The sequence below is a fragment of the Streptomyces kronopolitis genome, assembly GCF_050953795.1.
In the GTDB taxonomy this organism is placed as follows: Bacteria; Actinomycetota; Actinomycetes; order Streptomycetales; family Streptomycetaceae; genus Streptomyces; species Streptomyces kronopolitis_A.
Map to the genome: position 1 here is coordinate 5,898,009 of NZ_CP191850.1, position 18,479 is coordinate 5,916,487.

An 18,479-nucleotide genomic window follows, 5' to 3' on the forward strand; every position below is an offset into this window, starting at 1 on the left:
GCTGGGATGAGCAGCACAACGGAACACAGGACCGACGGCCGCGGCCGGACCCTGGGCAGTGCGCTGTCCGGTCTGGCCGTGGCCCTCGGCTGTGTGGCGTTCCTGGGCGGCTTCGTATGGGCGGCGCTGTCCTACCGCCCCTATACGGTCCCCACCGATTCGATGTCGCCGACCATCGCCCCGGGGGCGCGGGTCCTGGCCCAGAAGGTGGCCGGCTCCGAGATACGCCGCGGTGACGTCGTCGTCTTCAAGGACTCCGTGTGGGGCGACGTGCCAATGGTCAAGCGGGTGGTCGGCGTCGGCGGCGACAAGGTCGCCTGCTGCACCGAGAAGGGCCGACTGACCCTCAACGGAAAGCCCGTCGAAGAACCGTATCTGCAGGGCAGCGGCCCCGCCTCGCCCATCGGCTTCAAGGCGAAGGTCCCCGCCGGACAGCTCTTCCTGCTCGGCGATCACCGCAGCGACTCCATGGACTCGCGGGTCCACCTCACCGACGGCGACCACGGCTCCGTCCCGCGCAGCGCCGTCCAGGCCCGGGTCGACGCCCGCGCCTGGCCGCTCGGCAGCGTCGGCGTGATGCAGCGCCCGGCCGCCTTCTCCGCGTTCCCCGGCGGCACCTCGCAGCCCGGCCCGATAGAGCCCATCACCATCACCGTGGTCGCCGGCGCGGTCCTCATCCTGGCCGGCGCCGCCTACGGGCCCCTCGCCCGGCGTGGGGCGCGCCGACGTGCCTGAGCGGCCGGAGGGGGAAGGCGAGCCGTCGGGCGGCCGTCGTGGGGCGGGGGCGGACGGTGCGGCCGGCCGCACCGGGGCGGAGGCCACCGCGGGAGAGCCGGCCGAGGGCTCGGTGCGCCAGGTCTCCCGCATCGTGCTGCTCGACCCGGACGACCGGATCCTGCTGCTCCACGGCTTCGAACCGGCCCGCCCTTCCGAGACCTGGTGGTTCACCCCCGGGGGCGGCCTGGAGGGCACGGAGAGCCACGAGGAGGCGGCCCATCGTGAGCTGGCCGAGGAGACCGGCATCACCGACGTCGTCCTCGGTCCGGTCCTGTGGAAGCGCAGCTGCTCCTTCCCCTTCGACGGGCGGCGCTGGGACCAGGACGAGTGGTACTACCTGGGCCGCACGGACCGGACTGCCACCGACACCGGTGGGCAGACTGACCTGGAACGACGCAGCGTCTCGGGGCTGAGGTGGTGGACTTCTCAGGAACTGTCGGCCTCGCATGAGACGGTGTACCCGACCAGACTCGCCGAGCTGCTGCGCACGCTGCTCGTCGACGGGCCCCCTAGTGCGCCGGTGCTCCTGGAGACCCAGAGGGTCTGACGCACAATAGGGGGACGCACGGCTGAAGGGGATCTGCCATGAGCGCCGAGGACCTCGAGAAGTACGAGACCGAGATGGAGCTGAAGCTCTACCGGGAGTACCGCGACGTCGTCGGGCTGTTCAAATACGTGATCGAGACCGAGCGACGTTTCTACCTCACCAATGACTACGAGATGCAGGTGCACTCGGTGCAGGGAGAGGTCTTTTTCGAGGTCTCGATGGCCGACGCCTGGGTCTGGGACATGTACCGCCCGGCGCGCTTCGTCAAGCAGGTGCGGGTACTCACGTTCAAGGACGTGAACATCGAGGAGCTCAACAAGAGCGATCTCGATCTTCCGGGGAGCTGAGCCCGGCCGGCGGGGGAGCCGACCGGCCTGCCGGCCGTCGGGCCCGCCGTCACCCGGGCGGGTGAGCAGGTTGTCCACAGGCGGCTCGTTGTCCACCAAGATCCAACAGCTCTGCGCGGGGGCGTCACAGTCGGTGCCGGAGGTGGTACCGCATGAAGCCCATGCAGACCGGCCGCAGGGCCGCACAGGACACACAGCCCGACCGCCCGCCGCGGAAGCCGCGCCCGGTGCGGGAACGGGACGCACGGCGGGCCCGGCCGGGGCCCCCGCCGGTGGCGGGGCGCGGGAGGCGGGCTGCGCCGGGCGCCGGACGTCGCGAGGGCGGGGCGCCGCCCGCAGGACCGACGCCATTGGTGCGCCCGCGGAAGGGCCCCGGCCCGACCGCCGTACCGCCCGCCACCGCCGTACCGCCCGCCACCGCCGTACCGCCCGCCACCGCCGTGCCCCCGCCGACCGCAGGCCGGTCACAGCGCACCGGCCCCGCGGCAGCCGCCTCGACCGGTGACCGGCGGCGCGCCCTGGGCCGCTTCGGCGAGGATCTGGCCGCCCGCCGGCTCACCGAGGCCGGCATGCGGATCCTGGACCGCAACTGGCGCTGCCGCGACGGAGAGATCGACATCGTCGCCGCCGACGGAGACGCCCTGGTGGTCTGCGAGGTCAAGACCCGCCGCGCCGGCTGGTACGAACACCCCATGGCGGCCGTACGCCCCGAGAAGACCGCCCGGCTGCGGCTGCTGGCGGAACGCTGGCTGGAGCGGCACGGCGGCCCGCCACCCGGCGGCGTACGGATCGACGTCATCGGCATCCTGCTGCCGGCCCGCGGCGCCCCCGTCGTCCAGCACGCCCGGGGGGTGGCCTGATGGGATTCGCCCGCACCTGCTCCGTCGCCCTCGTGGGCGTCGAAGGAGTCGTCGTCGAGGTCCAGGCCGACCTGGAACCGGGCGTCGCCGCCTTCACCCTCGTCGGCCTGCCGGACAAGAGCCTCATCGAATCCAGGGAACGCGTGCGCGCCGCCGTCGTGAACTCCGGCGCCGAATGGCCGCAGAAGAAGCTCACCGTCGGCCTCAGCCCGGCCTCCGTGCCCAAGGGCGGGAGCGGCTTCGACCTCGCCGTGGCCTGCGCGGTCCTCGGCGCCGCCGAACGCCTGGACCCCCGCGAACTCACCGACCTGATGATGATCGGCGAACTCGGACTGGACGGCCGCGTCCGCCCCGTACGAGGCGTCCTGCCCGCCGTCCTGGCGGCCGCCGACGCCGGATACCGCCAGGTCGTCGTCCCCGAACAGACCGCCGCCGAAGCCTCACTCGTCCCCGGCATCTCCGTCCTCGGCGTCCGGAGCCTGCGTCAGCTCATCGGAGTCCTCGCCGACGAACCCGTACCCCACGAGGAGCCCCTCGACGAAGGCCGCCCCGACCCGCTGCTCGCCGGGCTCGCCGTGTCCGGCACCTGCGCCGGAGCGGGCCTGCCGTCCGGCGACCACACCCCCGACCTGGCGGATGTCGCAGGCCAGCACGGCGCCCGCCGCGCCCTGGAAGCGGCCGCCGCCGGACGCCACCACATCTTCTTCAAGGGCCCGCCCGGCGCCGGCAAAACCATGCTCGCCGAACGCCTCCCGGGGCTGCTGCCGCCGCTGTCCCCCAAGGAATCCCTGGAGGTCACCGCCGTCCACTCGGTGGCCGGCACCCTCCCGCCCGGGCAGCCACTCGTCGACCGGCCGCCCTACTGCGCCCCGCACCACTCCGCGACCATGGCCTCCCTCGTCGGCGGTGGCACCGGCCTGCCCCGCCCCGGAGCCGTCTCCCTCGCCCACCACGGCGTGCTGTTCATGGACGAGGCCGCGGAATGCAGCCCACGCGTCCTGGACGCCCTCCGCCAGCCCCTGGAATCCGGCCACATCATCGTCGCCCGCGCCGGCGGCATGATGCGCATGCCCGCCCGCATCCTCCTCGCCCTCGCCGCCAACCCCTGCCCCTGTGGACGCCACGGCACCGCCGGCGGCGGCTGCGAATGCCGGCCGTCCTCCATCCGGCGCTACCGCTCACGGCTCTCCGGACCCCTGATGGACCGCGTCGACCTGCGAATCGCCGTGGAACCGGTCGCCCGCTCCGAACTCCTCGCCCTGGCCCGCGGCGCCGAGTCCACCGCCGTCGTGGCCGCACGCGTCCACACTGCCCGTGAACGCGCCGCCGCCCGCCTGGCCGGCACACCCTGGAACACCAACAGCGAGGTACCAGGCCATGAACTGCGCACCCGCTGGCAGGTCCACCCCGGCGCCCTGGCCCAGGCCGAACGCGACCTCGAATGCGGCCTGCTCACCGCCCGCGGACTCGACCGGGTCCTGCGCGTCGCCTGGACGGCGGCCGACCTCGCCGGCCGAGACCGCCCCACCGGCGAGGACGTCAACTGGGCCCTGGAACTCCGCACCGGCGTCCGCCGCGGCGCCCTGACCACGACCGGCGCCGACGGACACGAGACCACCACCCCGCCCCGCGCCCACAGGGGCAAGCGATGAACGGAGTAGACGCATGGGGCTTCGCCACGGACCGGCCCGGCACCGCCCGGAGCGCCCGGCCCACCACCCCCGGGCCGGCCGCGGAGCCGGGACACGCCCCGCCCACCACCGCACCGGACACCGCCCGGCCCGCCACCACCCGGCCACGGTCCGCACCCGGCGGCACGGACCACGAACGCCGGCGCACGGCACGCGCGGCCCTCACCCGCATCCTCGAACCCGGCGATGAAACCGCCGGCCGCTGGGTCCGTGAGCTGGGCCCCGTCGAGCTGTGGCGCACGCTGTCCGACCAGGACGCCCCGCCGCCCCCGGGCGCGAGCCCGGCCAAGACCGAGGGCCTGCGCCTGCGTGCCGCCCGGGCCCGCCCCGCCGCGGATCTCGACGCCGTCGCCGCGCTAGGCGGCCGGTTCCTCTGCCCCGGGGACGACGAATGGCCCGGCCAGCTCGACGACCTCGGCGACGCCCGCCCCCTAGGCCTGTGGGTACGCGGCACGGCCAACCTCAGACTCTGGGCACTGCGCTCGGTCGCCGTCGTCGGCGCCCGGGCCTGCACCGACTACGGCGCGCACCTCGCGACCACCCTCGGCGCCGACCTCGCCGACCGCGGCTGGACGGTCGTCTCCGGAGCCGCCGCGGTTCTGTATCCAGTGACTGTTGTTGCAGTGCGTCGTTGAGGAGGGCATGGGGGCGGAACATGTTGAGAGGGATGCGCGATGCTGGCAGCTGCATCGGCTGGACGTTGAGCGCTCCCTTGGCGACGTAGAGGATCGGCTCGGCAGCCTTGGTACAGATCTACGTGCCTGGGCGAGACGGCTGGGCGTCCGCGACGGCCAGCGGTTCATGCTGGGCCCGGATGGCAGGCCGGACCTGCGGGTGAACGCGTGCCTGGCGTCCCCGAAGTGGCGCAACCTCGGGTTCCGTACGGAGCGGGACTACACCTATTCGGTCGGCGTGTGGCTCAACTTCCTGCTGGCCATGGGAGTGAACTGGTGGGAGGCCACCGAGGAGGACGCCCAAGAGTTTCTGTTCTGGCGGGTCACCGATCCGGAGAACGAAGATTCGATCCAGACCAACTCGTTCTCCCGCGACCTCGCCGCACTGAAGAAGTTCTACAAGGTGGCCAAGCCGTTCAAGGTCATCAGTCCGTTCGATGACTTCGACGCACCCGCAGCCACTCGCCAGGAAGACGTCAAGTGGCTTGACCCCAGCGGATACCGCAGATGGGTTGACCTGGGCATCCGGGGCCTGGACTTGTCCGGGCGTCCGGACAAGTGGTGGCGGGGCCGCAACGAGCAACGGGACACGGCGTTCTGCGACGGGCTCTACGGCAACGGGCTGAGGGTCTCGGAGTGGGCGAGCGTGGTGCTGCCCGAGCTGCCGTTCTATGACAGGCGGCGGCCCTACTTCACCTGTCAGCTGGCGGACGCCTGCGCCAAGGGTGGGTACGGACACGAGTACTGGACACCGCGCTCGGCGATGAAGTCCCTGCTGTCCTACTGCGAGGGCCCTCGGGCGGCGGCAGTGCGCCGGGCCCAGGCCGCCGGCCGCTACGAGCGAGTCGAGCGGAGGCGGCTGGTCATCGCGACCGAGGGCACCGAGTCGGTGATCTTGCAAGGACTGGTCAGGGGCACGGAGCAGAAGCCCTGGAACGACATCGGGCCACGGACGCGGCTACGGCTGTTCAAGCAGACTCCGCAGGGCCTGGAGCCGGTGGCGCTCTGGCTGAACGAGGACGGCCTGCCGCGGGATGGACGCGGCTGGGAGCACACCTTCGACGTTGCGAACGAGCGGATCGATCAGCTGGGCCTGGAGAACTTCACCTGCACCGCCCACATGCTGCGGCACTCGTTCGCGTTGAAGTGGTACTCGATCGGCAAGCTGGTCTACGCCGCCCAGGTCGGCCACTTGACCGAGGACGAGCAAGCGGACTTCCGTGATCAGTTCGGTGATGCCTGGCACCTGGTCCAGACGCTCCTGGGGCACTGCCAGGTTGAGACGACCAAGAGCGTCTATCTGGAACCCTTCCGGACGCTGGCTGTTGAGACGTTGCTGCTGCACGCGGACGGATTTCCCGTCGAGTCGTTCGTCACCAGGACGTTCGCAGGGCATCCCCGAGTGCGCACGGACCCGCTGGCTCTGCTGGAGATGGCCGGATGAGCGGGCAGGGCCGGAAGGCCGCCATGCCGCGGGGGCGGCCGCGGGGCAGATGGGGTCTGCTGGACAGGCCGGACGGCCAGGTGGTGGTGCGCTGCTTCAGCGAGGACGGCAAGCAACACCGGGAATACAACTTCTCGGCCCTCACCATGGAGGGGCCGCTTCGGGACTCGCTGGTGGCGGCTTTTGTCCGACGCACAGCCCCCGGGGCAGGGCTGACCTCGGTGGACTCCTTCAACAAGGTGCACCGCGCGCTCGTGCACTTCGACCGCTACCTGGCCACGCTGCCCTGGCCGCCCAGAGAGCTCTCCCAGATCACGCCGGAACACTTCGACGGGTTCTTCGCCAGCCGGGAGCACATCCACTTCGCCCCCAACGAACTTGCCGATCTCCGGCATCTGCTGAACAAGGCCGACGGCGTCAGCGAGGCTCTTGCGGGCAGGCTGGCGGGACGGATGCCCAAGAGGCCGGAGGGTGAGGCGAGGTCGAGCTATAGCCGGGCAGAGTTCAAGCGCATCGCGGATGCTTCCCGCTCGCTGCTTCGGGTGGCTGCCAGGCGGATCCGGGAGAGCCGCGAAACGCTGCACGCCTTCCGGTCTGGTGAGCTCGTGCCGGGCGCCGACCGTCGGCTGGCCCGGCGACTGGAACTCCTGGACTGGGCGGACCGCGTCGCAGATGTTCCCCGCAAGCCCAAGCTCGCCGGCGGGTCGAAGGTGAGTGACTTCCCGCTGCCCTGGGTCCAGAAGTACGGAACGGTCCGTGAACACGTCAGCCGGCTCCATCTGACCGCGGAAGAGATCGCGGCGGGGGCCGTGCTGCTGGCAGTGATGACCGGCGAGAACGCCGAGGTGATCCTCAAGACGCCGGCCGCGCACCACCGCGCCGACGGTTACGCCGGCGGGCCCGGGACTGCGATCGTCGATCTGCGCAAGCCCCGGCGGGGGCGACGCGCCTACATGAATCTTGCGCTCTCGGAAGTCCCGGACTGGATCAGCATCCCGGACCGCCCCGAGGACCTCTCGACCCGCGACGAGTTGCACACACCGTTCGGGCTCTACGTGCTGCTACACGAACTGACGTCTCGTTCAAGGAAGTTGACCGGAGGAGACCGGCTCCTGATCGGCTACTGCACTGCTGGAGGCCGCGGGACGGGACGGGGCCTGAGGCCTATCAGCGAGGGCAGTCTGCCGGTCGGTCGGCTCGGACGGTCGCTCGGTCTGTTGACGGACGAGCCGGATGAGGAGGGCAACCCCGTTCCGCTTGCCCTGCGACTGGATCTGCTGCGGCTGACGCACATTGAACTGCACCAGAAACCGGTCGCGCAGACCAAGGACACCGCCGCCCGGACCTACCTCCTGCGCAACCGGGGCAACATCACTGAGTACCACCGCGTCGTTGCCGCAGCCCTCGACGAGGAGGTCGCCAAGGCCCGCGCCCGCCGGGCCGTGACCGTAATGTCCTCCGGGGAAGTCGAGCGGGCCCGCATCGACCCGGAGGCGGTCGCAGCCGAGCAAGGGCTGGATCCGGGGACCCTGAAGCGGATGCTCGCCGGAGAGCTGGACACCGTCATGACGGCCTGCACCGACAACACCAACAGCCCTCATGCACCGCCCGGGCAGCCCTGCACGGCTTCGTTCATGCTCTGCCTTGAATGCGAATGCGCCAGGTCCCTGCCCCGGCACCTGCCTCTTCAGGTCCTCATCCACGACCGGCTCGCAGAGCGCCGGGAACAGATAGACCCCCTGCACTGGGCCAGCCGTTTCGCAGGCGCTCACGACCGGCTCGCCGACCTTCTCGACGAGCACGACGACACGGCAGTCCACGACGCACGCCGCGACGCCTCGGACCATGACCGATCTCTGGCCCAGCGATTCCTCAACCGGGAGCTCGACCTGAGATGACAGCCCCTCCAGCCCCTGCCCCGGCGCCGACCTGGGGAGATATCCCGGAAGGGACCCAGTGGCCCAAGCCGGACACCCTGGTGCTATTGAACCGCGCTCTGCGGCCCGACACTGATTCGTCCAGGCTGTCCCGGTTCGCTGATGACCGCTGGGACCTGAATCCGGCGATCTTCGAGGACCACGCCAGGTCCACCATCCTGAACTTCAACCTGATCACGGCCGAGTTCCGCCTGACCGCGAAGTACTACCTCTGGCAGCTGCTGAACCACACAGAGCACAGAGCGGTACGCGGCACGAAGAACTCCCGGGTTGCCGTCCCGACCATCGCGCGGCTGTTCACCAACGCCCTGCAATTCGTCCTGGAGTGGCTGGCCGGCCAGGGCGTCACCGCGTTCAGCCAGGTCACACTGGGTCTGCTGGAGGAATACCTCGACGATCTCAAGGACGGAGAGGCCACCCTGGACCGCCAATACCGGTGCATCACAGAAGTGCGCCGGCTCTGGGCCTACCGGGATGTCCTGCCTGCCGTCATGCGGCTTCCTGAGTCCCCGCCATGGGACGGGGAGGAGACCGCTGAACTCCTGGAACGCACCAAGAGAGGCCGCTACAACAAGACCCGCAGGATCGGCGAGCCGACCATGCAGATGCTCCTGAGCTGGTCGATTCGTTTTCTGGAGGACTTCTCTGAGGACATCCTGGCCGCCCACGAAGAGCATCGCGTGCTTCTCAGCCGGACCCCCGACAGACGCCGCCAGGCCGGGCCCCGCGACAGCCGCCATGCCCCCGGCCAGCTGCGGCCCCGGGTCGCCGCCTACCTGAAACAACTCCGGAGGCGTGGTGACACGCTGCCCGGAACGCGAGGCGCGAACGGCGAACTGGAAATCCGGTGGCGGCATCTGGCGGCCATTCTGGACTGCGGACCCTCGATCCAGTCGACTGGCACCGGCCGCATGATCACCGAATCTGGCCTGCCGATCGGCGAGCACACCTACCTTGATGCCCCGGTCACCGGCCTCCTCGACGGACAGCCCTGGCGACGCCAGCGCATCCACTTCGAAGAGACTCCTCCCCTCGCACGGTTGCTCAGCACAGCCTGTTTGATCATCGTTGCCTACCTCTCGGGCGCCCGCGTCGGCGAAGTGCTCAACCTCAGGCGAGGCTGCTGCCAGCGCGACAAGAAGACAGGGCTCTGGCTGCTGAGGGGGCTCTACTTCAAGGGCGCCGAGGACAAGGACGGCGCCAAGATCCCCGAGGGGAAGATCCGCGAGGACCCCTGGGTCGTCATCGAGCTCGTCGCTCAAGCAGTTGGAGTACTTGAACGACTCCACTCCCACACCCTGCTCTTTCCCAGCGACCTTGAGCCCCACTTCCAGCGCTCACAGAACAAGAAGCGCTCGGGCGAAGGCCGCAGCGACCGGGACACCTCCCGGGACCTTGCTGGCTTCACCACGTGGGTCAACGCCACCTGCGAGACACTCGGCCGCACCGACAAGATCCCGGACGACGGACGCGGCCCCCTCGCGGCCAGCAGATTCCGCCGCACCCTGGCCTGGTTCATCCGCCGCCGACCGCGCGGTCTGATCGCTGCCTCGATCCAGTACGGCCATGCCCACACCCGAATGCTTCAGGGATACGCGGGCTCCTACGACTCCGGATTCCCCGACGAGTACGCCTTCGAGGACTGGCTCTACCGCCTGGAATGCCTGGCAGAAGACGAGCAAGCACTCACCGAAGGTGAACATGTCAGCGGTCCCTCCGCCGACGCATATCGTCACCGCGTCACCGCCGCCAGCCGTCAGTTCGCTGGCCGAGTGCTCACCAACGAGCGCCAGGCCCGTGACCTGGTCGGTAATCCTCTGCTGCAGATCCACCACGGAGAGGGCATGACCTGTGTCCTCAATCCCGCGACCGCTGCCTGCCAGCTTCGCGGCGCCGTTGACGACCCCATGGTCACCCCGGACACCGACGACTGCCGGCCCAACTGCCGTTGCCTCGTCCGCACCGACCGGGACATCGAGCACGTCAAGGGGCAGGCAGCCGAGCTCAAAGTCATCGTCAACGACCCGCTCGCGCCGCCGATCCGTCATGCCCGCGAGCGGCACGAGCTGGCCCGACTCGAAGCGATCATCGACGCTCACGAACAAGAAGGCACGGCCTCATGAGCAGGTTCCCGTTCGACCGCGAGACCGACCCGACCCGACGAGCCATCCTTGCCGCGATGAACCGCCTCTTCGCGGGAACCCCGCAGCGGTCCAGCGGGCGGCTGAACGTCTCCCAGCTCGCAGTCGAGGCCAACGTCAAACGGTGGCACCTGACCCACCAGCACTCGGACCTGAAGGATCTCTTCCAGGCCGAGGCGGCCCGCGAGGAAGAGAAGCGGTCCGCGCAGGTTCGCTCGGCCGACGCGTTCGAGGAGCTGAAGGACAAGTACACGAAGCTCCAGGCCCACTGCCGGTTCCTGGAGAGCCGAAACCAGACCTACGCGACCGCCCTCAATCTGCTCTCACTTGAGTACTCCGCGGTCACTGGCCGGGATGCGGAGGCCGCAGTGGTCAGGGCTCTCCCGCGACGGCGCCACCTGCCCTGATCCGACTTGGCGGCGGTGCGGAGGAAGTACAACAGTGTTGTTGCATGAGGGACCGTCGTCGCCCCCGCCCTGAGTAGGGGAAACGGCTTAACACTTCGGAGTGAAGAAGCACATCCCACTGGCGGGATTACCTACGGCGTCGACGGCGCCGCCCACCGCGGCGCACTGGCCGCGACCGGCGCGACCATCGCCGTCCTGGCCTCCGGCGTCGACTACGCCTACCCGCGCGGCCACACCGAACTTCTGGGACGGATCGCCGAACAGGGCCTGGTCGTCGCCGAGTTACCGCCAGGCGACCACCCCACCCGCAGCCGTTTCATCCAGCGCAACCGCGTCATCGCCGCGCTCACCCGCGGCACCGTCGTCGTGGAGGCCGAACTGCGCAGCGGCTCACTGGTCACCGCCCGGCGGGCACTGTCCCTCGGGCGCTTCACGATGGGCATGCCGGGCCCGGTCACCAGCAGCCTGTCGGCCGGCGTGCATCAACTCCTGCGCGACGAGGCCGCGGTGGTCACCGACGCCGACGAGGTCATCGAGCTCGTCGGCAGCATCGGCGACCTCGCCCCCGGCCGACCGGGACCCACCCTCACCCGAGACCTCCTCGACCCCGTCGCCACCCGCGTCCTGGAGGCGCTGCCCGCACGGGGCGGCGCGGACACCGGCCGCCTGGCCGAAGAGGCCGGCACGCCCCGAGAGGTGACCCAGGGCAAGCTCTTCGAGCTGCTGTCCCTCGGATTCGTGCAAAGGTGCGGCGATCACTGGCAGTTGGCGCGACGCGCCGAGGCCACCCCCTGTTCCCGGCGAGGCGGTGCTTGACCTGGGGCGAACGGGTGAAAGGGTGAGGGGAATGACCGCAGAATCCTGGTTTGCCACGCTTCGGTGCCCGCGACCGTCCCATGGGGAGCCGGCGACGCGACGCAGGGGCGCACGGCGTCCCGCACGCCGCGCCACCGCGTCCGTCCGCGCCGTCCTCCGCAGGGCCGCGACCGGCCCCTTGTCCGGATGTCGCCACGCCGTACGAGGTAACCCCCGGGTGCGGGCAGCGGAACGTATCTGCGCCCCCTGAACCTGCCGTCATCGCACACCGCAACGCTGCGGTCACGCTACGCTCACAGGCAAATTGAACCCACATGCATCCATCCACCCGCGTCTCGGCAGAACGGCTCAAGGCGACGAATGCCCCAGCACACCTCCGGGTCTGACCGTGCGGCGGTACCACCCGCCGCACGCGGCAGCGTGCGCCCCGCCCCGCCCACCTCGCTCGACGAGTTGTGGCGCTCCTACAAGGCGTCAGGGGACGGGCGGCTGCGGGAACAGTTGATCCTGCACTACTCACCGTTGGTCAAGTACGTCGCCGGCCGTGTCAGCGTCGGCCTGCCCCCCAACGTCGAACAGGCCGACTTCGTCTCCTCCGGAGTCTTCGGGCTGATCGACGCCATCGAGAAATTCGAACCCGAACGCTCCATCAAATTCGAGACCTACGCCATCACCCGCATCCGCGGCGCGATGATCGACGAACTGCGCGCACTCGACTGGATCCCGCGCTCCGTACGGCAGAAGGCCCGCGCCGTCGAACGGGCCTACGCCACCCTCGAAGCGCAGCTACGCCGTACCCCCTCCGAGGCGGAGGTCGCCGCGGAGATGGACATCGGACTGGAGGAACTCCACAGCGTCTTCAGTCAGCTGTCGCTGGCCAACGTGGTCGCCCTGGAGGAGCTGCTGCACGTCGGCGGTGAGGGGGGCGAACGGCTGAGCCTGATGGACACCCTCGAGGACACCGCCGCCGAGAACCCGGTGGAGATCGCCGAGGACCGCGAGCTGCGGCGGCTGCTCGCACGGGCCATCAACACCCTCCCCGAGCGCGAGAAGACCGTGGTCACGCTCTACTACTACGAAGGCCTCACGCTCGCGGAGATCGGCAACGTCCTCGGCGTCACCGAAAGCAGGGTCAGCCAGATCCACACCAAATCCGTCCTCCAACTACGGGCGAAACTCGCCGACGTCGGACGCTGATCACCTCGCCCGCGCCGGGCCTTCCCACGCCATGTCGCCATACGGAGTGCCGCGGCGGGTGCGTCATCCGTAGAGTGGTGGCGTGCCAAGGATTCGAGCGGCCTCCGTGGCCGAGCACCGGACGATGCAGCGCGGCGCCCTTCTGGACGCCGCCCGCACCCTGCTGTCCGAAGGCGGAACGGAAGCACTGACCTTCCCCGCCCTCGCCGAGCGCACGGGCCTCGCGCGCTCCTCCGTGTACGAGTATTTCCGCTCGCGCGCCGCCGTGGTCGAGGAGCTGTGCGCCGTCGACTTCCCGGTATGGGCGGCCGAGGTCGAGGCGGCGATGCAGCGGGCCGACACGCCCGAGGCGAAGATCGAGGCGTATGTGCGTCGGCAACTCGCCCTCGTCGGCGACCGCCGCCACCGCGCCGTCGTCGCCATCTCGGCCGGCGAGCTGGACGCCGGTGCCCGCGAGAAGATCCGCGCGGCGCACGGCGGCCTCATCGCCATGATCGTCGAAGCGCTCGCCGCCCTCGGCCACGACCAGCCCCGACTCGCGGCCATGCTCCTCCAGGGCATCGTCGACTCCGCGGTCCGCCGCATCGAACTCGGTGCCGCGGAAGACCCCGGGGAGATCACGGAGGCGGCGGTCGCGATGGTCCTCCGCGGAGTCCGCGGCTGACCTGGGACTTTCCCCCGGGGGCTCCTCCCCCCCGCCCCCACCCCACCCTCCTCCCCGCCTCCACCCTCGTGCCCGACAACGGGCAGCACGCAGCCCCACTCCGCGGCGGGGTCACCCGCCCGCGGTGGGACCCCCGCAGTGGCGCCATCCCCCCGGCAGTGGGGTTACCGCGGTGGGTTCACCAGGCATGGGTCCCGCCGGGGGAGCCTCACCGCCTCTGGCCACGCTGGCGCGGCCTCACCGGCCGGTGCTCTCAGGTGCCGGCGCCCCCACCGCTCGGTAGCCCGGTCACTCGGTGCTCTCAGGTGCCGGCGCGCTCATCGCTCGGTAGCCCGGTCGCCCGGTGGTTCCACGGGCGGCGCTCCCACTGCCCAGTCGCCCGGTGACAGGTGACACGGGTGGGCTCCACGTTCAGTGATCCGACACCGGCCACGAGGCCCTCACCCCCGCGGCCACCCTCACCACCGGCGTCAGCTCTCGCCCACACGCCCCCGCGTGCACCTCCCACCGTCCCCACAACCGACGCCGCCTGCCCCTCCGTGCACACCTCCCTTCCCGACCGCCCCCGCTCTCCGACCGCGCCGGAGTCGTCCGAGTGCCCAGAGTGCGGCGGCTGCGAGAGTGAGAGTGCCCAGGAGGGCGGCTGGGGTCGGTGTCGCGGGACGGGCGTGGGCCGCTGGTTCGGGTGATTTTGGGGACCCGGGGGCCGCGCCGTCGTCCGCCGGGACAGGGATGCCGAAGATCGGTAGCAGGCGTGACGGGCCGCCGAGGAGCATGCTCCGGGGGAGCAGTGACAGTGGGTTCAGGTAGGTCTTGCCGCGTCGCAGGCCCCAGTGGAGGCACGGGGCCCGGCAGTGGAACGGGCCGCGTTGGAGCACGGCGACCTGCTGGCCTGCCGTGACGTGCTGCCCCGTGTGGACCGTGGGATCCACCGGTTCGTAGGTGGTGCGTAAGGGAGGGCGGCCCGAGCGGGACACCTCGATGGTCAGGACGCCGCGGCCGGCCACCGTTCCCGCGTACGTCACCTTGCCAGGAGCGGCGGCCCGTACCGCCGCGCCGGCGGATGAGCCCAGGTCAACACCGCGGTGCCCGGCCGCCCAGGGAGACGGCGGAGGGTCCCAGCCGCGCAGCACGGTGGGTTGTATCCCCGCCGGTCCCGCTACAGGCCAGGCTCGTTCCTCTTCCTCGGTGGGGATCTCGGCGCGGGGGTCGGCGGACTCCTTGGCGCCGCCACCTCGCCCGTCGCCCCGCCCAGCCGCCGGCGGCGTCCCGCGTCCCGCCGCCGAACCCGGCAGCTGGGCGGTGGGCCCGCGCTCCACGGTGCGGCCCGCCACCCGGGCGGCGGGGCCGCGCTCCACGGCAGGGCCCACCACCGGGGCGGCGGCAGCGTTCGCAAGGCCCGGCCCCAGGAAGGCGAGTACCGCAGCCGCCGCCGGGGCCAGCAGCACTTCGACGGCGCGGGCGGGGAAGAAACAGCTCGGGCCGCGAGCCCACGGCTCCTCGGGCGGTACCGGAGGCCGGGGCGCCCGGCCCCTCGGAGGCAGCGGGCCGGGCGCCCCGGCCTCCGGAGACTCGCGGCCCGACGCCCAGGGTCCCGCCGACCGGGAGCCGGACCCCCGGCACTCCCGCGCCCGGACCTCCCGGCCAAGGCTGCGGAAGGGGGAAAGGCCGCTGGTCGTCCCGCATCGAAGGGGTGGATTCCGTCGGGGGTGTCGTCGCATGGATCGACGGTGGCGCAGGGCGGCGGGAGCGTGGGGATCTTGGTCCGGAGCTGTGGACGGGCGGCCGGTTGTGGACAACGGTGTCACCCGGTCGGGGCTCGAAAAGGTGCGTGTCGCCCGGTGCATCGCCCGTCCCGTACACTTCTGGTGGCGATCCGGGTCACCGGGTCGACTTCGCACGCCCCGTCGTCAGTGCACCAGTCCCGTTCGGGCAGCACGACGGCCGCGCTCCTCGGTCCTCGGACGGCTCCGCAAGGTGTCTTCCCGGCAGGCGCGTCGGGGCGTCAGGCACCGCGGCCGCCCGGCCGCAGTGAAACCGAGAACAACAAGGAGTACGGCCATGGCCGTCGTCACGATGCGGGAGCTGCTGGAGAGCGGCGTCCACTTCGGGCACCAGACCCGCCGCTGGAACCCGAAGATGAAGCGCTTCATCTTCACCGAGCGCAACGGCATCTACATCATCGACCTGCTCCAGTCGCTGTCGTACATCGACCGCGCCTACGAGTTCGTCAAGGAGACCGTCGCCCACGGCGGCTCGGTCATGTTCGTCGGCACGAAGAAGCAGGCCCAGGAGGCCATTGCCGAGCAGGCGACCCGCGTGGGCATGCCCTACGTGAACCAGCGCTGGCTCGGCGGCATGCTGACCAACTTCTCGACCGTCTACAAGCGCCTGCAGCGCCTGAAGGAGCTCGAGCAGATCGACTTCGAGGATGTGGCCGCCTCCGGCCTCACCAAGAAGGAGCTCCTGGTCCTCTCCCGCGAGAAGGCCAAGCTGGAGAAGACCCTCGGCGGTATCCGCGAGATGCAGAAGGTGCCCAGCGCCGTCTGGATCGTGGACACCAAGAAGGAGCACATCGCCGTCGGCGAGGCGCGCAAGCTCAACATCCCGGTCGTCGCGATCCTCGACACCAACTGCGACCCGGACGAGGTCGACTACAAGATCCCGGGCAACGACGACGCGATCCGCTCCGTCACCCTGCTCACCCGCGTGATCGCCGACGCCGTCGCCGAGGGCCTCATCGCCCGCTCCGGTGCCGCCACCGGCGACCAGAAGCCCGGCGAGAAGGCCGCTGCCGCCGAGCCGCTGGCCGAGTGGGAGCGCGACCTGCTCGAGGGCGAGAAGAAGGCTGACGACGAGGCCCCCAAGGCCGAGGACAAGCCCGCCGAGGCCCCGGTCGCCGAGGCCCCCGCTGCCGAGGCCCCCGCCGCCGAGGCCGAGGCTGAGAAGCCGGCCGACGCCGAGAAGCCGGCCGAGCAGGCCTGACCCGCAGTCACCGGCTGATGACGGCGGGGGAGGGCGCCACCGGCGCCGCCCCCGCCGTCCACCCGTAGATCTTTCGACTTCGAGATTTCGAGAAGAGATTCACAGACCATGGCGAACTACACCGCCGCTGACGTCAAGAAGCTCCGCGAGCTCACCGGCGCCGGCATGATGGACTGCAAGAAGGCCCTGGACGAGGCCGACGGCAACGTCGACAAGGCCGTGGAGATCGTGCGCGTCAAGGGCCAGAAGGGCGTCGCCAAGCGCGAGAGCCGTACGGCCGAGAACGGTGCCGTCGTCTCCCTGATCGCCGACGACGAGTCCGCCGGCGTGCTGCTCGAGCTGAAGTGCGAGACGGACTTCGTCGCCAAGGGTGACAAGTTCCAGGCCGTCGCCAACGCGCTCGCCGCGCACGTCGCCGCCACCAAGCCCGCCGACCTGGAGAGCCTGCTCGCCTCCGAGATCGAGGCCGGCAAGACCGTCCAGGCGTACGTGGACGAGGCCAACGCCAACCTCGGCGAGAAGATCGTCCTGGACCGCTTCGCGCAGTTCTCCGACGGTTTCGTCGCGGCGTACATGCACCGCACCATGCCCGACCTCCCGCCGCAGGTCGGCGTCCTGGTCGAGCTGGACAAGGAGAACGCCGAGGTCGCGAAGGACATCGCGCAGCACATCGCCGCGTTCGCGCCGAAGTTCCTCTCCAAGGACGACATTCCGGCCGATGTGGTCGAGAACGAGCGTCGTGTCGCCGAGGCCACCGCGAAGGAGGAGGGCAAGCCCGAGGCCGCCCTCCCGAAGATCGTCGAGGGTCGCGTCAACGGCTTCTTCAAGGAGAACACGCTGCTCGCGCAGCCGTTCGCCAAGGACAACAAGAAGACCGTCCAGAAGGTTCTGGACGAGGCCGGTGTCACGCTGAAGCGCTTCACGCGCATCCGCGTCGGCGCCTGAGCCTGTCGCGAAGGCAGCGAATGACCTGCGACCCCGCTAGGGTCGTACGCAGTCGGCCGCTCAACGGCCGGCCGCAGATGTGACGAGGAGGCCATTGCCGCAGAGGGATCTGGACCAGACCCACGGCAATGGCCTTCTTCGTATGTGCACGAGGAGAGCTCAATGATTCACGGTGCCGACGGCGCGCACTCCGACCATGCCGGTCACGGCGGCAGGCAGCGCTTCCTGCTGAAGCTGTCCGGCGAAGCGTTCGCCGGCGGCGGCGGACTGGGCGTCGACCCCGACGTCGTGCACGCGATGGCCCGCGAGATCGCCGCCGTGGTGCGCGAGGGATACGAGATCGCCGTCGTGATCGGCGGCGGCAACTTCTTCCGCGGCGCGGAACTCCAGCAGCGCGGCATGGACCGGGCACGCTCCGACTACATGGGCATGCTCGGCACCGTCATGAACTGTCTGGCCCTCCAGGACTTCCTGGAGAAGGAAGGCATCGACTCCCGCGTCCAGACGGCCATCACCATGGGCCAGGTCGCCGAGCCGTACATCCCGCTGCGCGCGGTGCGCCACCTGGAGAAGGGCCGGGTCGTCATCTTCGGCGCCGGCATGGGCATGCCGTACTTCTCCACCGACACCACCGCCGCCCAGCGTGCCCTGGAGATCGACGCCGAGGCCATGCTGATGGGCAAGAACGGCGTGGACGGGGTCTACGACTCCGACCCCAAGAAGAACCCGGACGCGGTCAAGTTCGACGCGCTCGAATACGGCGAGGTCATCACCCGCGACCTGAAGATCGCCGACGCCACCGCCATCACCCTGTGCCGGGACAACAAGCTCCCGATCCTCGTGTTCGAACTGCTCGCCGAGGGCAACATCGCACGTGCGGTGAAGGGTGAGAAGATCGGCACGCTCGTCAGCGATCAGGGCACCCGGGCCTGACGGCCCCAACTGCCATGGTTCCGTACGGGCATCGGCCTGTACGGGCGGCAACTCCCGGCCCGGGGCAGACCCCGGTACGGGGATGGACAACGGCCTGCCGGTCGGACACCGTGC

General features: G+C 70.5%; 15 protein-coding genes and 2 pseudogenes. 16 read left to right on the forward strand and 1 reads right to left on the reverse strand.

The window, feature by feature from the left end:
- The first annotated feature begins 6 nt into the window (after positions 1-6).
- The 13 genes and pseudogenes from lepB (at position 7) to ACQP17_RS26280 (ending at position 13,502) form a co-directional block, all read left to right on the forward strand.
- The gene (gene lepB / locus ACQP17_RS26220; RefSeq protein ID WP_433858467.1) at positions 7-735 is read left to right on the forward strand and encodes a signal peptidase I; all 729 of its coding nucleotides are present in this window, start codon (positions 7-9) and stop codon (positions 733-735) included.
- Positions 728-1,324, forward strand: a complete 597-nt coding sequence (locus ACQP17_RS26225; RefSeq protein ID WP_433858468.1) for an NUDIX hydrolase — start codon at positions 728-730, stop codon at positions 1,322-1,324. Before lepB ends, ACQP17_RS26225 begins: the two co-directional genes overlap by 8 nt.
- Positions 1,325-1,362: 38 nt before the next feature.
- Positions 1,363-1,671: a DUF2469 domain-containing protein gene (locus ACQP17_RS26230; RefSeq protein WP_003980220.1), complete on the forward strand. Its 309-nt coding sequence runs from the start codon at positions 1,363-1,365 to the stop codon at positions 1,669-1,671.
- A 440-nt stretch (positions 1,672-2,111) separates the two neighbouring features.
- Positions 2,112-2,531 carry a YraN family protein gene (locus tag ACQP17_RS26235; RefSeq protein ID WP_433860008.1) on the forward strand — a complete coding sequence of 140 codons (420 nt, stop codon included), beginning with the start codon at positions 2,112-2,114 and terminating at the stop codon, positions 2,529-2,531.
- On the forward strand, positions 2,531-4,183 hold the full coding sequence (locus tag ACQP17_RS26240; protein WP_433858469.1) for a YifB family Mg chelatase-like AAA ATPase: 1,653 nt from the start codon (positions 2,531-2,533) through the stop codon (positions 4,181-4,183). Before ACQP17_RS26235 ends, ACQP17_RS26240 begins: the two co-directional genes overlap by 1 nt.
- Positions 4,180-4,815 (forward strand): annotated as a pseudogene (locus ACQP17_RS26245) (DNA-processing protein DprA); the annotation flags it as partial. The gene ACQP17_RS26240 and the pseudogene ACQP17_RS26245, both read left to right, overlap by 4 nt.
- Positions 4,816-5,023: 208 nt before the next feature.
- Positions 5,024-6,340: a site-specific integrase gene (locus tag ACQP17_RS26250; RefSeq protein WP_433858470.1), complete on the forward strand. Its 1,317-nt coding sequence runs from the start codon at positions 5,024-5,026 to the stop codon at positions 6,338-6,340.
- Positions 6,337-8,238 carry a hypothetical protein gene (locus ACQP17_RS26255; RefSeq protein ID WP_433858471.1) on the forward strand — a complete coding sequence of 634 codons (1,902 nt, stop codon included), beginning with the start codon at positions 6,337-6,339 and terminating at the stop codon, positions 8,236-8,238. The genes ACQP17_RS26250 and ACQP17_RS26255 overlap by 4 nt, the downstream gene beginning before the upstream one ends.
- Before the next feature lie 86 nt (positions 8,239-8,324).
- Positions 8,325-10,400 (forward strand): hypothetical protein, encoded by a 2,076-nt coding sequence (locus tag ACQP17_RS26260; protein ID WP_433858472.1) that lies wholly within the window; start codon positions 8,325-8,327, stop codon positions 10,398-10,400.
- Positions 10,397-10,825 (forward strand): hypothetical protein, encoded by a 429-nt coding sequence (locus ACQP17_RS26265; protein WP_433858473.1) that lies wholly within the window; start codon positions 10,397-10,399, stop codon positions 10,823-10,825. The genes ACQP17_RS26260 and ACQP17_RS26265 overlap by 4 nt, the downstream gene beginning before the upstream one ends.
- A gap of 123 nt (positions 10,826-10,948) precedes the next feature.
- Positions 10,949-11,641, forward strand: a pseudogene (locus tag ACQP17_RS26270) (DNA-processing protein DprA); the annotation flags it as partial.
- Positions 11,642-12,001: 360 nt separating this feature from the next.
- Positions 12,002-12,838, forward strand: a complete 837-nt coding sequence (gene whiG, locus ACQP17_RS26275; protein ID WP_189099976.1) for an RNA polymerase sigma factor WhiG — start codon at positions 12,002-12,004, stop codon at positions 12,836-12,838.
- Between the two features lie 124 nt (positions 12,839-12,962).
- Entirely contained in the window at positions 12,963-13,502 is a 540-nt protein-coding gene (locus tag ACQP17_RS26280; RefSeq protein ID WP_364879005.1) for a TetR/AcrR family transcriptional regulator, read from the forward strand.
- 470 nt (positions 13,503-13,972) lie between these two features.
- Here the strand turns inward: ACQP17_RS26280 and ACQP17_RS26285 are convergent, their stop codons facing one another.
- A complete protein-coding gene (locus ACQP17_RS26285; protein ID WP_433858474.1) occupies positions 13,973-15,349 on the reverse strand; it encodes a peptidoglycan DD-metalloendopeptidase family protein in 1,377 nt (458 codons plus the stop codon).
- Positions 15,350-15,563: 214 nt separating this feature from the next.
- Here ACQP17_RS26285 and rpsB point away from each other — a divergent pair, with 214 nt between their 5' ends.
- The 3 genes from rpsB to pyrH all read left to right on the forward strand — a co-directional run bounded on the left by rpsB (position 15,564) and on the right by pyrH (position 18,365).
- Complete coding sequence (rpsB, locus tag ACQP17_RS26290; RefSeq protein WP_433858475.1) at positions 15,564-16,487, forward strand: 30S ribosomal protein S2; 924 nt, start codon at positions 15,564-15,566, stop codon at positions 16,485-16,487.
- 108 nt (positions 16,488-16,595) lie between these two features.
- Positions 16,596-17,432, forward strand: a complete 837-nt coding sequence (gene tsf, locus ACQP17_RS26295) for a translation elongation factor Ts (RefSeq protein WP_433858476.1) — start codon at positions 16,596-16,598, stop codon at positions 17,430-17,432.
- Positions 17,433-17,594: 162 nt separating this feature from the next.
- The gene (gene pyrH / locus ACQP17_RS26300; RefSeq protein ID WP_189099982.1) at positions 17,595-18,365 is read left to right on the forward strand and encodes a UMP kinase; all 771 of its coding nucleotides are present in this window, start codon (positions 17,595-17,597) and stop codon (positions 18,363-18,365) included.
- Positions 18,366-18,479: the final 114 nt, after the last annotated feature.

Coding starts and splice junctions, on each gene's coding strand:
- ACQP17_RS26250 (WP_433858470.1), top strand. CDS start 5,024: ATGCTGGGCCCGGATGGCAGGCCGGACCTGCGGGTGAACGCGTGCCTG.
- pyrH (WP_189099982.1), top strand. CDS start 17,595: ATGATTCACGGTGCCGACGGCGCGCACTCCGACCATGCCGGTCACGGC.
- tsf (WP_433858476.1), top strand. CDS start 16,596: ATGGCGAACTACACCGCCGCTGACGTCAAGAAGCTCCGCGAGCTCACC.
- rpsB (WP_433858475.1), top strand. CDS start 15,564: ATGGCCGTCGTCACGATGCGGGAGCTGCTGGAGAGCGGCGTCCACTTC.
- ACQP17_RS26280 (WP_364879005.1), top strand. CDS start 12,963: ATGCAGCGCGGCGCCCTTCTGGACGCCGCCCGCACCCTGCTGTCCGAA.
- ACQP17_RS26265 (WP_433858473.1), top strand. CDS start 10,397: ATGAGCAGGTTCCCGTTCGACCGCGAGACCGACCCGACCCGACGAGCC.
- ACQP17_RS26230 (WP_003980220.1), top strand. CDS start 1,363: ATGAGCGCCGAGGACCTCGAGAAGTACGAGACCGAGATGGAGCTGAAG.
- whiG (WP_189099976.1), top strand. CDS start 12,002: ATGCCCCAGCACACCTCCGGGTCTGACCGTGCGGCGGTACCACCCGCC.
- ACQP17_RS26240 (WP_433858469.1), top strand. CDS start 2,531: ATGGGATTCGCCCGCACCTGCTCCGTCGCCCTCGTGGGCGTCGAAGGA.
- lepB (WP_433858467.1), top strand. CDS start 7: ATGAGCAGCACAACGGAACACAGGACCGACGGCCGCGGCCGGACCCTG.
- ACQP17_RS26285 (WP_433858474.1), bottom strand. CDS start 15,349: ATGCACCGGGCGACACGCACCTTTTCGAGCCCCGACCGGGTGACACCG.
- ACQP17_RS26255 (WP_433858471.1), top strand. CDS start 6,337: ATGAGCGGGCAGGGCCGGAAGGCCGCCATGCCGCGGGGGCGGCCGCGG.